General features: G+C 58.2%; 14 protein-coding genes. 9 read left to right on the top strand and 5 right to left on the bottom strand.

Translation table 11 applies throughout. From position 1 onward, the window contains the following. Positions 1-742: 742 nt before the first annotated feature. Positions 743-2,698, bottom strand: a complete 1,956-nt coding sequence (gene acs / locus BLU76_RS16730) for an acetate--CoA ligase (protein ID WP_092145230.1) — start codon at positions 2,696-2,698, stop codon at positions 743-745. A 445-nt stretch (positions 2,699-3,143) separates the two neighbouring features. On the opposite strand from acs, the gene BLU76_RS16725 reads away from it, so the two are divergent. The 6 genes from BLU76_RS16725 to BLU76_RS16695 all read left to right on the top strand — a co-directional run bounded on the left by BLU76_RS16725 (position 3,144) and on the right by BLU76_RS16695 (position 8,288). Next, entirely contained in the window at positions 3,144-3,407 is a 264-nt protein-coding gene (locus tag BLU76_RS16725; protein WP_003204807.1) for a DUF2790 domain-containing protein, read from the top strand. Between the two features lie 31 nt (positions 3,408-3,438). Further along, positions 3,439-3,654 carry a hypothetical protein gene (locus tag BLU76_RS16720; protein WP_063324704.1) on the top strand — a complete coding sequence of 72 codons (216 nt, stop codon included), beginning with the start codon at positions 3,439-3,441 and terminating at the stop codon, positions 3,652-3,654. Positions 3,655-4,144: 490 nt separating this feature from the next. Further along, complete coding sequence (locus BLU76_RS16715; RefSeq protein ID WP_092223555.1) at positions 4,145-5,392, top strand: ribonucleotide-diphosphate reductase subunit beta; 1,248 nt, start codon at positions 4,145-4,147, stop codon at positions 5,390-5,392. Between the two features lie 400 nt (positions 5,393-5,792). Further along, entirely contained in the window at positions 5,793-6,302 is a 510-nt protein-coding gene (locus tag BLU76_RS16710; protein ID WP_092223553.1) for a BRO-N domain-containing protein, read from the top strand. A gap of 197 nt (positions 6,303-6,499) precedes the next feature. Continuing rightward, the gene (locus BLU76_RS16705; protein WP_092223551.1) at positions 6,500-6,691 is read left to right on the top strand and encodes a DNA-binding protein; all 192 of its coding nucleotides are present in this window, start codon (positions 6,500-6,502) and stop codon (positions 6,689-6,691) included. A 610-nt stretch (positions 6,692-7,301) separates the two neighbouring features. After that, positions 7,302-8,288, top strand: a complete 987-nt coding sequence (locus tag BLU76_RS16695) for a hypothetical protein (protein ID WP_092223547.1) — start codon at positions 7,302-7,304, stop codon at positions 8,286-8,288. On the opposite strand, the gene BLU76_RS16690 is transcribed toward BLU76_RS16695, so the two are convergent. Together BLU76_RS16690 and BLU76_RS16685 are read right to left on the bottom strand one after the other, a co-directional pair. Next, positions 8,285-9,481, bottom strand: a complete 1,197-nt coding sequence (locus BLU76_RS16690; RefSeq protein WP_092223545.1) for a DUF3298 domain-containing protein — start codon at positions 9,479-9,481, stop codon at positions 8,285-8,287. The two genes, BLU76_RS16695 and BLU76_RS16690, sit on opposite strands and share 4 nt — an antisense overlap. Positions 9,482-9,606: 125 nt before the next feature. Then, a complete protein-coding gene (locus BLU76_RS16685; protein WP_092223543.1) occupies positions 9,607-10,422 on the bottom strand; it encodes a sulfite exporter TauE/SafE family protein in 816 nt (271 codons plus the stop codon). Between the two features lie 112 nt (positions 10,423-10,534). Between BLU76_RS16685 and BLU76_RS16680 the strand changes: the two genes are divergently transcribed. After that, a complete protein-coding gene (locus BLU76_RS16680) occupies positions 10,535-11,311 on the top strand; it encodes an AraC family transcriptional regulator (protein ID WP_092145221.1) in 777 nt (258 codons plus the stop codon). Between the two features lie 82 nt (positions 11,312-11,393). Beyond that, positions 11,394-11,711, top strand: coding sequence for a helix-turn-helix domain-containing protein (locus BLU76_RS16675; protein ID WP_063324696.1), 318 nt, complete (start codon positions 11,394-11,396; stop codon positions 11,709-11,711). Positions 11,712-11,726: 15 nt separating this feature from the next. On the opposite strand, the gene BLU76_RS16670 is transcribed toward BLU76_RS16675, so the two are convergent. Then, the gene (locus BLU76_RS16670; protein ID WP_092223542.1) at positions 11,727-12,785 is read right to left on the bottom strand and encodes an MBL fold metallo-hydrolase; all 1,059 of its coding nucleotides are present in this window, start codon (positions 12,783-12,785) and stop codon (positions 11,727-11,729) included. A 190-nt stretch (positions 12,786-12,975) separates the two neighbouring features. Here BLU76_RS16670 and BLU76_RS16665 point away from each other — a divergent pair, with 190 nt between their 5' ends. Next, positions 12,976-13,584, top strand: a complete 609-nt coding sequence (locus BLU76_RS16665; protein WP_092145217.1) for a TetR/AcrR family transcriptional regulator — start codon at positions 12,976-12,978, stop codon at positions 13,582-13,584. Between the two features lie 23 nt (positions 13,585-13,607). Here BLU76_RS16665 and BLU76_RS16660 read toward each other — a convergent pair whose 3' ends face one another. Continuing rightward, positions 13,608-14,141, bottom strand: coding sequence for a DUF1003 domain-containing protein (locus BLU76_RS16660; protein WP_092145215.1), 534 nt, complete (start codon positions 14,139-14,141; stop codon positions 13,608-13,610). Positions 14,142-14,228: the final 87 nt, after the last annotated feature.

Raw genomic sequence — 14,228 nt, 5'->3', positions numbered from 1 at the left:
GAAGCCGATATTTCTTCAATGCGACAACAAATTACAGAAGCACCGAGAAAGCTGTTCGAGCGCATTGACAGCCCCGCAAATTCATGCAAGAGCAAAAGAAGGGAAACCGATCTATGCTGCAAATAGCGGGCCCATTATTCGCAAACCCTTCTAATCCGGCAAGCACAGCGTGTCGGCTTATTTTTGGAGACACCCGGAAGCGCCCTGTATCGGGGCTTGGCGTTTCACATCGCCCCGTTGTGGCGCCTTTGGTTACACATTTCGAAACACCGGTAACGCTCGGAAGCGTCTGACGACGAAGATCGATATTTATTCGCAGACCATGTCGGCCAAACACAAAACCCTGTGGCGAGGGAGCTTGCTCCCGCTGGACTGCGCAGCAGCCCCAAAGCCAGGCACCGCAGTCGTTCGAACACCCAACCTGTGGCGAGGGAGCTTGCTCCCGCTGGGCTGCGCAGCAGCCCCAAAGCCAGGCACCGCAGTCGTTCGAACACCCAACCCGTGGCGAGGGAGCTTGCTCCCGCAGGGCTGAAGCAGCCCCAAAGCCAGGCACCGCGGTCGTTCGGTCATACCGCATGGGCCGGTTTACGACTGCTGCGCAGCCGAGCGGGAGCAAGCTCCCTCGCCACAAGAGCACCCAGCCGTGAAATAGGTGTAAACCTTATTCAGGACCAGACAGGCCCCATAAAAAAGCCCCGCCAGGCAAATGCCAGGCGGGGCTGCTTGAGGTCACAAACCGCCGTCAGGCGACGTTCATGGTCTTGTGCGTCTCGATCAGATGCGCCACCACGCTCGGGTCGGCCAGGGTGGAGATATCACCCAACCCGTCGTACTCCGCCGTGGCGATCTTGCGCAGGATGCGGCGCATGATCTTGCCAGAGCGGGTTTTTGGCAGCCCCGGCGCCCACTGGATCACATCCGGCGAAGCAATCGGACCGATCTCCTTGCGCACCCAGTTCTTCAGTTCCAGGCGCAGGGCCTCGCTGGTTTCTTCGCCGGCATTGAGGGTGACATAGACGTAGATGCCCTGCCCCTTGATGTCGTGCGGCACACCGACCACCGCCGCTTCGGCGACTTTCGGGTGGGCGACCATGGCGCTCTCGATCTCGGCCGTGCCCATGCGGTGGCCGGACACGTTGAGCACGTCATCCACCCGACCGGTGATCCAGTAGTAGCCATCCTCGTCGCGACGCGCACCGTCGCCGGTGAAATACATGCCGCTGAAAGTCTTGAAGTAGGTGTCGACAAAACGATCATGGTCGCCGTACAGCGTACGCGCCTGGCCTGGCCACGAATCGAGGATCACCAGGTTGCCTTCGGCCGCGCCTTCGATCAGGTTGCCGAGGTTGTCCACCAACGCCGGCACCACACCGAAGAACGGACGCGTGGCCGAACCTGGCTTCAATGCCGTGGCGCCTGGCAGTGGGCTGATCAGCACGCCACCGGTTTCGGTCTGCCACCAGGTGTCGACGATCGGGCAACGCTCCTTGCCAACATTCTTGTAGTACCAGTCCCAGGCTTCCGGGTTGATCGGCTCGCCCACCGAACCCAACAGGCGCAGGCTGCTGCCGTCGGCACCTTCGACGGCGGCAGTACCCGAGGCCATCATCGCGCGGATAGCGGTCGGCGCGGTGTAGAGGATGTTGACCTTGTGCTTGTCGACAACCTTGGCCACTCGGGTGATGTCCGGGTAGTTCGGCACGCCTTCGAACAGCAGCGTGGTCGCGCCATTGGCCAGCGGGCCGTAGACGATATAGCTGTGGCCAGTGACCCAGCCGACATCGGCGGTGCACCAGTAGACGTCACCGGGCTTGTAGTCGAACACGCGCTCATGGGTCAGCGCCGCGTACAGCAAGTAGCCGGCCGTGGTGTGCTGCACGCCCTTGGGCTTGCCGGTGGAACCGGAGGTGTAGAGGATGAACAGCGCTTCTTCGGCGCCCATTTCCTTCGGCGCGCAAACGGTGCCGGCCACTTTCATCAGGTCTTCGTACCAGATGTCGCGGTGCTGGTTCCACTTGATGCCACCACCGGTGCGCTTGCACACGATGACCTTCTGGATGCTGCTGGTTTCCGGGTTGGTCAACGCGTCATCGACGTTGGCCTTGAGCGGGATCTTCTTGCCGGCGCGAACGCCCTCGTCGGCGGTGATCACCACTTTGGACTTGCAGTCGATGATCCGACCGGCCAGTGCTTCCGGCGAGAAGCCGCCGAAAACGACCGAGTGGATCGCTCCGATCCGGGCACAAGCCAGCATGGCGACCACGGCCTCGGGGATCATCGGCATGTAGATCGTCACCACGTCGCCGCGATGCACATCCTGGCCGCGCAGGGCGTTGGCGAACTTGCAGACTTCTTCATGCAGCTCGCGATAGGTGATGTTGCGGCTCTCGGCAGGGTCATCGCCCTCCCAGATAATTGCAACCTGATCGCCGCGCTCGGCCAGGTGACGGTCGAGGCAGTTGTAGGAAACGTTCAGGGTGCCGTCGGCGAACCACTTGATGTCGACATGGTGATCGTCGAAGGACGTCTGCTTCACCGTGGTGAAAGGCTTGATCCAATCGAGGCGCTTGGCCTGCTCGCGCCAGAAGCCGTCCGGGTTGACCACCGACTGCTGGTACATGGCCTTGTAGGTCGCCTCGTCAGTCAGCGTATTGGCCGCAACCTCGGGACGAACGGGATACACAGAAGCCGCACTCATCTTTCTTACCTCGGTGAATAGTTGTTTTTGTATGATCCCGTTGTAGCCCGGGGCGGGCCTATAGAACCATTCGACGATGGTAGTAACAAGTCCCTACAAAATGTCGGTACTAACGTGCAACTCCCTCCCGCCAGGCTTTTCCCTGTGCAGCAGCCGAGCCTGTGGGAGCCGAGCCTGCTCGCGATGGCGGTAGCCCATCCAACATAGATACAGCAGACAATCCCCCCACCTGCAGCGATTATTACCAGATCAACCAACAGTGTTTATCAAAACCGAGTCTTTTTGTGCCCCGCCCCACTCCCTAAAATTCATCTCGCCAACCGGCAAACACGATTAACGCAACACAGCCCCCACGAAGGCCGTTAATCCAACTTCCAATACTTGCTCCACACGCAACCCCAAAAAGGTTGCGTGACCCCACTCGACCTCAAGAAAGGTGAATCAGATGAAAGCTTTATGGGTTCTGGTCCTCGGCAGCCTTTGCGCCACCGCGATGGCAGACGAGCTCCCGACCGACGCTGCACAGCAAAAACCGGCCATTGAGGAGTACACCTACTCCACCCACCTGGACATCGCCAAAGTCATTTCCATGAGCGAAATCCCGAACGTCTGCGAAGTGGTCCCGGCGAAGATGGAATACGACGATTCCAAGGGCCAGCGCCACATCCTGCGCTACAGCGTCATGGGCAACGGCTGCTCCAACGGCTGATCAACCTTTAAACCAATCGGGAGCAACCACCATGAAAACCCCACTGATCCTCGTCCTGACCCTGTCCGTACTGGCCGGCAACACCTTCGCCGCCGACGGATTTGATCGCACCGGTTCTGCGGTCGCTGAAGACGGCTACGACCGCACCGGTTCTGCTACCGTCGCGCAAGACGGCTACGACCGTACCGGCTCCGCTACCGTCGCGGAAGATGGCTACGATCAAACCGGTTCGGCCCGTATCGGCTGATCATTACTGGCATTTTCCACGGCCCGATTTCGATCGGGCCTGGTTGTGTCTGAAAGCGCCGAAAACCCTCCACAAACACAACATGTAGTGCAAAACCGTAAAAAACGCTCATTTTTTGATCAAAAAAACCCGCCCCGCGACCCATGCAAAAAAAATCTTCAGCAGCCAAAGCCTTGTAAACCCTCGCTCCCACGCGGATATGCCCCCCGCCACCTCCTTCGTGGGCGATTTCGCCGCAGCACGTAGGTAAAAAAGTCCTTATAATGCCGCCTTAAACGGGCCTGCAATATTCCCTTACAGGGGATCAAGCCAGCCTGAAGCCCCCGCAGAGGCTCATCGCCTCCTCGCGTACACAGCCGCTTCAGAATGACCCGTACATTTTTCTGTTTATTGCCTGCGTCAGCTGCTGCAACAAACGATTTTTCCAAGATCCACCGCGGCCAGTAGGCCTTCATTGGGCATCTGGCCCTCACGCAGGAGACGACACGTCATGCTGAGCTGGGACGAATTCGACAAAGAAGACGGCGAAGTCGCTGTAAAAGGCGCCAACGCCGGCCACGCTTCTGAAGCCAACATGGACCGCCTCGACAGCGCCGGCGGTGCCGCCGCCCTCGAAGCCCGGGCCGTGACGGCCAACGACTCGGCCGCGATCATTCGCGCCAAGGCCGCCCTCGACAAACTCGACATCGCCGAAGGCCTCGCCGAACTCGAAGGCGCCTCCGCCCGTGTCGCCGTCGACGAAAAGCGCATGATCAACTGCCGCGCCGACCTTAACCAGCTCGTGCCATTCAAATACGATTGGGCCTGGCAGAAGTACCTGGACGGCTGCGCAAACCACTGGATGCCGCAAGAAGTCAACATGACCGCCGACATCGCCCTCTGGAAAAACCCGGAAGGCCTGACCGACGACGAGCGCCGCATCGTGATGCGCAACCTGGGCTTCTTCTCCACCGCCGACTCCCTGGTTGCCAACAACCTGGTCCTGGCCGTGTACCGCCTGATCACCAACCCGGAATGCCGCCAGTACATCCTGCGCCAGGCCTTCGAAGAGGCGATCCACACCCACGCCTACCAGTACTGCATCGAATCGCTGGCCATGGATGAAGGCGAGATCTTCAACATGTACCACGAGATCCCATCGGTCGCGAAAAAAGCCGCCTGGGGCCTGAAATACACCCGTTCGATCTCCGATCCGAAGTTCGAAACCGGCACCCCGGAAACCGACAAAGAGCTGCTGCGCAACCTGATCGCCTACTACTGCGTCCTGGAAGGCATCTTCTTCTACTGCGGCTTCACCCAGATCCTCTCCATGGGCCGCCGCAACAAAATGACCGGCGTCGCCGAGCAGTTCCAGTACATCCTGCGCGACGAATCCATGCACCTGAACTTCGGCATCGACGTGATCAACCAGATCAAGATCGAAAACCCGCACCTGTGGGATGCCGAGATGAAGGAAGAAGCGACCCAGATGATCCTGCAGGGTACGCAGCTGGAGATCGAATACGCCCGCGACACCATGCCTCGCGGCGTGTTGGGGATGAATGCGGCGATGATGGAAGACTATCTGAAGTTCATCGCTAACCGTCGCCTGTCGCAGATTGGTCTGAAGGAAGAGTATCCAGGCACGACTAACCCGTTCCCTTGGATGAGCGAGATCATGGACTTGAAGAAAGAGAAGAATTTCTTTGAGACGCGAGTGATTGAGTATCAGACGGGTGGGGCTTTGAGCTGGGATTGATTTCGAGAGAGAAATCCTGAGCTGAACCACCAGCGACTTAACTTAAAACCCCGTGAAAACGGGGTTTTTTGTGTTCCGCAGAAGCCAAGCCACGTTTAACTCTGGCGCAGGCGCGCTACCTTTGCCCTACGAAAAACTCAGAATCCTTCCGCATTGACGCCGTATCGCCTCGTTACCTATCTTAGTCGCAGGTGCCTAAGAAACGCCCAACGTAGTAGCTGATCGCCCCCCCATAGAAGCGCATGTTGTCTAGGAACATGAGCAATTCTGTGTAGGGAAATAGCTTGTTGGGATTTTCTTACATCCTCTACGTCGGGCTCGCGCCGCTAACCTTCGAACGTAGAGGTGGTTATGCCCACAAAAATTTCACCCTGCTCTCCGTATACCTTGGAGATCAATCATGCCTGATGCTTATCTCCCGGGATCGTTCACCCGTCACAACCTCCATCTTCATGCCCTCTTGGTTGAAAACCAGGCTTGGTTCAGCGCCTGTGACTTGGGACGTTTGATGAGCAAGCACCTCGATGAGCGCATGACCCGCAAGCTTGACCCTGACCAACGCCGGATGATGCTCGTGCATGTCCACGGCTTGACCGAAGAGCGTCTGATGCTGAGCGAGTCGGGCGTTTATGCGTTGTTGGTTTATCACTACTGCCCTGAGTATCGGTTGCTGCGTGAGTGGATCACGCATCAGGTGGTGCCTGCGCTGCGGGATGAGCGCTGCTCGCATAAGGTGGAGCGGCCGACGTTGAGCGTGTTGGATTGGCCGAAGATGTCGCTCTGCATGCTGCACTGGCAGGATGAGCCGTGGATTCGCTTGCGGGATATGCCGGCGGTGTTGGTGGATGATCCGTTTGGCCAGCATGAGTCTTGGTGGCGGAAGGCGTCGCGGGTTTTGCGGGGGTTTTGAAGCTCAATCTGAAGCCGTCGTCCGTGTTCGGGCGGCGGTTCTTTGTTGGTGAAATGGGAGTTGGGGCTGCTTCGCAGCCCAGCGGGGATAAATCCCCTCGCCACAATTCAGCGGCAGGCCTCATTACTGTGTTTTTTTAAGATCACGAGCAGGCTCCCGTTGAGTTGCTCAAGAACGAGATTTTTTGGAGATGTGCCATGGCTGAAGAATACAAAAGTGAAACTCTCGAATCGATTCACAACTCGGCTGAAGCGCTGCTGAAGATCGGCGCTATCGACACGGCTACTATGCAGGAGTTCGACGAAGCCTGCATTGCTGAGGTGCCTGCTGAAATCTCAGATCAGGAAAACTCTTCCGAACTCACGACCGTCCCTCAAAACTCTCGATGATGTCCCCGGGGGTGCAGTCAAAATCCGCCGACGCCCGAATCTTCCCCTTCAACCGACCTGGCTTGCGCACCTGAGGCGTATCGGCATGAGGTAGCAGATCCAGATGAGGCTTATCGGCCTTAGTGATCATCACCCTGTCGCCCTGCCATGCACGCGTACCTGCGGATTTTGCGTCATCACTCATTCGATCCCCCTTGTCATCATCCTTGGCCTTCGCAATGCCTCGCAGTCAACGCTCGCTTCAGGAGCAGGCTTGTCCGACACAGTCGGAACTATAATGCCGATTGTCGTGGCTCAAGCCTCCACTTCCGGAAATATAATTCCGGTTATGCACTCGCGTGGTTAAGCGAGTTGTAATTGCGACGCTGTTGTCTGTGTTCGAGCGACGGTTTTTTGTTGGTAATAGGAATTGGGGGCTGCTGCGCAGCCCAGCGGGAGCAAGCTCCCTCGCCACAGGGTCGGTGTTGAGCTGGAAGAATATCAATAACGTCTCGGGCGCTGTCCATGGGCGGGGCATTGCTACAAATTTGCTCTGAGCTGAAAACAGTCAGTGCAACCCACCCCGCCTCCCGCTATTAATACCCTTCCCCCTCAAGGACCCGAGCCCACCATGAAATTCGACCTCGCCTACTGCCGCAGCCTCGACGACAAGCTGTCGATCTATGACGTTCGCGATTTGAATTTCGACGAGACGGTGGCGTTCGATTCCGCGAAGGAACAGTTCCAGTGCCCCAACGATGCCTGTCGAATGGCGTTTGATGCGGCGAATGTGTTGGGGACGTTCAACGCCAAGAATGTGAATTACGTGCGCACGCCGCACTTCAAGAACATCCCCAGCACACGGCATATCGAAGGTTGTCCTTATGTCAGCCTGAAGGCATCGGCGTCGGGCCTGGAAGTGGATGGTGCGGAATCGGATGACGGGCGGGAGGAGCATTTCCCTTCGGAGTTGTTGCTGACTCGACGTGAGTATGTGCGCAAGCCGTCCAACCCGACGGCGACTGCAGACGTGATGCGCGATGAGCGAGTGCCTTCAGCCGCCAGGCATGACGAGCACCCGGGCCGTGACTCGGCACCGGACAAGACCCATGTCTTCGCCCATCCGGTGGAGTGCTTCGTGTCGAACTTCGCGGACAAGGACCTGCTCAAGCGCATGATGCTGAAGATTGGCGAGCACACGGCGCCCTATGGCTCGTTCTTCAAGAAGGTCGAGTACCTGCTGGATAACAAGGGGCTCATTTACTGGGGCAAGATCAAGGAGATCAAGGATTACACGCAAAGCTTTCGCATCGATTTCGAACAGAAGGTCTGGTTCAGGCAACCGGACGAGACGAAGAAGAAGCCTTACTCAGTCAATGTTTACCTGAGCAAGAAGTTGATCGACAACTACCGCAAGCGCAAAGCGTTCCTGGAAGAGATCAAGCATGCCGTCGACAGTGACGCGCCGTTGTATTGCTTCTTTTATGGCGTGACGCCGGAGTTGAAACAGGTACCGAGCAAGAAGAACCCCGAACAGACGTTCGGGGTGTTCAGTGCCAGTATCGAGAACCTCGATCACTTCGTTATTCGGGAGGCACCCGGGTTGGCTGAGGGTTAGTCACCAGTCCCGGGCAATTGAAGTTTGACCGCACCGGGGTGTTGTTTTACGACTGCGTATGGCAGCACCGACCAGCCAGGATCATCACAAACGCGTTGCGCGCGGGCGAAGAACGGTCCCAGGTACAAACCTTTTTCGGTGAAGTACCAATTGGAATATCCCCAGACGCCTTCATCGGTGTAGTCGCAGCTGTCTTCATCCGTTGGCTTCAGCATCTCGTCGGGGTACAGCGTGGTGAATTGCTTGATCAGCCATGGCGCGAATACCTCGCGCTGGTAAGTGTATCGCGCCTGGCTCTCTGCATCGGTCAACGGAGCATCACCCATGTCGTTGTGGCCGGCGTACAGCGGTGGCTTGCCTGTGCCAACCCAGAGCACATCTTCCAGCGACAAACTGTGGCCGGTGTGAGCATCGAGATTGAGCGGCGAATTGCCAAAATCCGGATGCACGCCGCCGCAGTAGTAACTTGTGGAAATGTTCAGGCTGATCACATCGGGCGATAGGAATTTGGGCGCAACGCCTTGGTCGAACTCGGCATTATCCGCGCCCTGCAACAGACAGCCGTGGTAGCTGATGACTTCGGTCCAGAGCCGTCCCAACAATTGCCGATTGACCCGTTGTAGTTCGTCTTTCGAGTAGCCGGACTCGACGCTGAACATAGAAATGCCGGAATCTGGCTCCGTCCACCATTGCAAGTCATGCCCCATGAAAGATTCTTTCTTGCCCGGCTTGAGTTTCAAGCCTTGCAGGCGGAGATACTCATAAGGATCACTTTTTTGCAGCTCGGCGATAACGGGGGAAAGATCAGCCCCAGGTGCCGGGAGCCTGGCCTCGGTCAACTGTACGGGCAGAACTTTGCCCTTGAGACTTTTCCATTCACCCTGCCAGCCGTTGGCCGTTTTTTGCAGCGTCAGGGTTGGCAGCGATTGGCCGTCGTCGTAACGGGTACCGCCCTCGACCAGCGTCAGGGTCTTTCCTTGCTGCGAGCCGCTCAATCCCAAGTCACGATGGTATTTCTCATAGAAATAACGACCGATGACCTCGTCCTCTTGAGCAGTGTTGAGTCCCAGCACAATCGGCATCTTGCCCAAGGTGCCGGTAAAGACGCCACTACCACCATCGGCACTGGCTGTCGAACAGAGCGCGAGCAGGCACGCGGCGCTGGATGCGAGGAGCAACAGTCCTTTGAACATGGAATCTTCCTGGAAAAAGCGAGCGTCAGCTCACGAAATGAGTGGCGCGAAGTATGACGAATCAGCTTCATAGAATCGATATGCCACCCTCTCCCACAAAATTTTTAGCAATGCCACGCAGCAACTTACCGCACCGATATGCCCAACATCACGACGATCAACAATCCGATATAGACCCCGGCGTGAAATCGATCCGGTATCCGCCCGATCCATGGCGTAGCTAATCGAATCCCCACTAACGAGCCCAGTGTCAAAACCGCAAACGCCTGCAAATCCACATACCCAACAAACCACGGCCCCAAATCAAACTCGGTAAACCCGGCCATGGCCATGTAAGTCAACGTCCCGGCCACCGCAACCGGCAAACTCAGCGGGTTAGCCATGGACGTCGCGCGCGACATGTTCAGCCCGCAACGACGCAATAACGGCACGGTCAGGACGCTGCCACCCACGCCCAGAAAAGTGGCGATGACGCCGATGCTGATTCCGCCTGCCGATACCTCTGCCCTGCCCAATCGCCGTGGGACTACAGCGTCAGGCTGCGTCAGAAAACCGCGTCTGAACAAGCAGTCCAGGATGGTCACGCCCAGATAAACGATGAAGGCATAGCGAATGACTTCGCTACTCGCCCACATCGCGGCAACGGCTCCGACGATAGCGCCCAGGCCGATGAAACCGCCCAACGGCCACACGTAGTGGCGAATGAGGTTACCGGCGCGGTGATGCTTGGTGGTGGCGATCAGCGCGTTGACTATCATCACGCAGGTCGAGGTGGCCACGGCAATATGCATCGCCGATTGGCCGATAGGGTCGTCAGCGCCGTGGCTGGCGGTGAGCATGCGGTATAGCAAGGGCACCACGACGAATCCACCGCCGAAGCCGAACAGCACAGCAGTGATGCCAGTCATGCAACCGAAGAGTGCCAGCAAGAGGTAGAACATCGCGCAGCATCCGTAAATTGAGAGAGGCCGACGATAGAGCGATGGGGCTTGGCCTGCCTCAGCAAGTAGGCCAATAATGTTTGTGTTTACGCCAATCGCTGGATACCGCTCGATGCGCAATGTTTCGATTGACCTGCTGGACGACACGCCACGGCCAGTAGTGGCTATCGGTACGGATTACCCCGACGGTCATCGGTTGCCGCGCCATACCCACCGGCGGGCGCAGTTGCTCTACGGCGCCACCGGAGTCATGCAGGTCAGCACCGCGGACGGCAATTGGGTGGTGCCGCCGCAACGGGCGGTGTGGATCCCGCCCGGGGTTGCCCATGAGGTGCTGATGCTGGGCGTCAGCACGCGAAGTTTGTATATCGAACCGGCTGCGGTAACGGCCATGGACGCCCGTTGCCAGGTCATCAGCGTGTCGCCGCTGATGCGCCAGTTGCTGATGGAAGCCGTGGAACTTGCCCCGGACTATGACGAGGCTGGACGCGACGGTGCATTAATCGATCTGTTGCTGCACGAGCTGGCCCGCAGCGCGCATTTGCCGCTGCACCTTCCACTGCCCAAGGACCCGCGTCTGCTAGGCCTGTGCCAGGGTTTTCTGAAACACCCCAACGCCCACGTCTCGCCCGTGCAATGGGCGGCGCAGCTACATATCAGCTTGCGCTCGTTCAATCGCCTGTTCAGCCAGCAAACTGGGGCAAGTTTCAGCCAATGGCGGCAACAGGCGTGTGTGATGTCGGCATTGTCCCGATTGGCCGTAGGCGATTCGGTAACCCGCATTGCCCTTGATCTGGGCTACGACAGCCCCGCCGCGTTCTCCACCATGTTCCGCCGGGTACTGGGACATGCACCGAGTGCCTGGCTGGAAAAGACCGCTGGTCATTGATCAAAAAAATGAGATTGATCGGGATTCAAAACAACTGTACAAAAACACAGTATTTTTTTATCCCATAGCTTTGGAGCCCCCCATGGCCTCTCTCGCAATCAAAACCACCCTGCAACGCATCGCTGTCTATCAATTCACCCCTGCTCACAGTGCACAGGCGCGAGCCATGCTGGGCTGGAGTGTCGAGGAGCTGTCCCGCCAATCCGGCGTCTCGGTCCAGGCCATCCGCCGCTTCGAGGCTGGGGGCGAGTTGCTCGATGTGACCCGCCTGGCCCTGGCCTTTCGGCTGGAGGCCGAGGGCCTGGTGTTCTTCCCCGGCTTCGCACCGGGGCGCGGCATGAACATCAAGGGCGCCACGCCGGATCCGATGGAGCGCCCAGACTACGCAATGATCGAATGATCGATGCGTCGGGAGTCAGGCCATGTCGGGCTGGTCCTGATAAGCCGAGGGCTCCACATCCAGCCACCAGGCGCGGCCACGTTTCGGCTGCGTCAGGGTGAATGCTTCGCCCATTTGCGGCGTAGCGATGCTGACGTTTCGCTCCCAGGCCAGGGCCAGGATGCGATCGAAGGGTTCATACCAGGCATGCATCGCCAGGTCGAATGTGCCGTTGTGAATCGGCAGCAACCAGCGGCCCCTGAGGTCGATATGAGCTTGCAGGGTTTGCTCCGGCTGCATGTGGACATGCGGCCAGTCGACGTTATAGGCACCAGTTTCCATCAGCGTCAGGTCAAAGGGGCCGTATTGCTCACCGATGCGTTTGAAACCATCGAAATAACCAGTGTCGCCGCTGAAGAAAATCCGGGTACCGGCGTCGATCATCACCCACGAGGCCCATAACGTGCCGTTGCTGTCGAACAGGCCGCGACCGGAAAAATGCTGGGATGGCGTGGCAATGAACTCGATACCGTCCACTTCGGTGCCTTGCCACCAGTCCAACTGACGGACCTTGCTGGCGTCGATGCCCCATTTGATCAGGGTGTCGCCCACGCCCAAGGGAGCCAGGAAGTGGCGAGTCTTGGCAGCCAGTTTGAGAATGGCCTGATGGTCGAGGTGATCGTAATGATCATGGGAAAGGATCACTGCTTCGATCGGCGGCAGTTCTTCCAGGCTGATGGGTGGCTGATGAAAACGCTTGGGACCGACCCATTGCACGGGTGAGGCACGTTCGGAGAAAACCGGGTCGGTCAGCCAGAACTTGTCCCGCAGCTTGAGCAGCACGGTGGAATGGCCGAGGCGCCAGACACTGTTGTTCGGCGCGGCCAGCAGGGTGTCGCGCGACAGCGGTTGAACCTCGATGGCGCCCGAAGGCCGAGTGGTGCGCGGCTTGTGGAAGATCATGTTCCAGATGATACGCAGGGTGGTGCCAAAGCCTTCCCGAGGCGTGAAGGCATGATTGCGATACTTGCCCTGTTCACGCCGGGATGCGTCTTGGGCGGACGGATTGTCGGTCGAAAGAGAGGGAATGGTCATGGTGCGATAACTCCAAGGGCGTCGGCGCAATTGCGCTTCGCCGTTGTGGGACGCTGGATGGCCGTTGCATGCACGCTCAGCCGCTTGACTCAAAAAACTACACCACTCGGTGTACTTTCTAGATTGCATGAATCCCGGCAGCAAGTAAACTGCCGAGTGTAAGTTCTCTCATCTCACCGACGAATTGCCCATGACCGTACCGCAGCGCCTTACCGAGCGAAAACGCGAAGCCATCCTCCAGGCCGCGATTGCTGAATTCCGTAGCAGCGGTTTCGAGATCACCAGCATGGACAAGATTGCGGCGACTGCCGGCGTATCGAAGCGCACGGTGTATAACCATTTTCCGAGCAAGGAAGAGTTGTTTGCCGAAATTCTGAATCGGTTATGGAACAGCATTACCGCGGAACAGGACATGCCCTACAGCCCGCGAAAGCCGCTACGGGAGCAGCTGCAAACGTTGCTGCAAGCCAAACTGCACATGCTGGCGGACGAGAACTTCCTTGACCTGGCGCGCATCGCCATCGCCGCAACCATTCATTCCCCGGAGCGGGCCCGGGACATGGTGTCGCGCATGGGACAGCGGGAAGAAGGCCTGACGGCCTGGATTCGCCAAGCCCAGGCCGATGGCCGGTTGAAAGCCGTGGAACCGGCATTTGCCGCCCAGCAAATGCATGGGCTGCTCAAGACGTTCGCCTTCTGGCCGCAGGTCTCGATGGGGCAACCCAGCCTGACCCAGGATGAGCAGGCCCAGGTGATCGAATCGGCCCTCGACATGTTCCTGAGCCGTTACCAGGCTTGATCAAGAAGTCCTGGCGTGAAGGGCTATTGCACCGATGGGTTGTGCACGACCTTCTGGTGCATTTCAGTGGTCAAGTTGTCGATGCGCTCGGTCAATGCCTTGGTCATTTCCGTCAGGCGGGTGTTCTGTTCCAACAACTCAAGTAACTGCGCCGTATTCTGCGCGGCCTGGGCCTGGCGCTCGCTATTGGCGATGGCCAAGGCTTCACGATGCTGGGCATCGGCTTCCGCCTGGGCTTTGTCCCGAGCAGCCTGACGGGTTTGTGCCAGCAAGATCAGCGGCGCGGCATAGGCTGACTGCAGGCTGAACGCCAGGTTCAGCAAAATGAATGGGTAAGCATCGAAATGAAAGACCCCCAGCAGGTTCAGGCTGACCCATATCAACACGATCAAGGTTTGCGCGCCGAGGAACATCGGCGTCCCGAAAAAACGCGCAAACGCCTCCGCTCTCAGCGCAAAGCGGTCATTGCCGAAGGTCGGCGCCAGATGCGCGTGGGGGCGATGAAAACGCAAGTGGTCAACGGGTGCGGCGGGAGTGGGTTGGGAAGACTTCGTCATCGTGATGTTCTCTGCCAAGGGCGGGTGCTTGAGGCACTATAATCGTTGGGGGACCATCATCCATTGAGTCATGCACACCCTACTCGT

This window comes from Pseudomonas sp. NFACC08-1 (assembly GCF_900106735.1).
Lineage (GTDB): Bacteria > Pseudomonadota > Gammaproteobacteria > Pseudomonadales > Pseudomonadaceae > Aquipseudomonas > Aquipseudomonas fluorescens_Q.
This window is presented reverse-complemented; position numbering and strand designations above follow the sequence as displayed.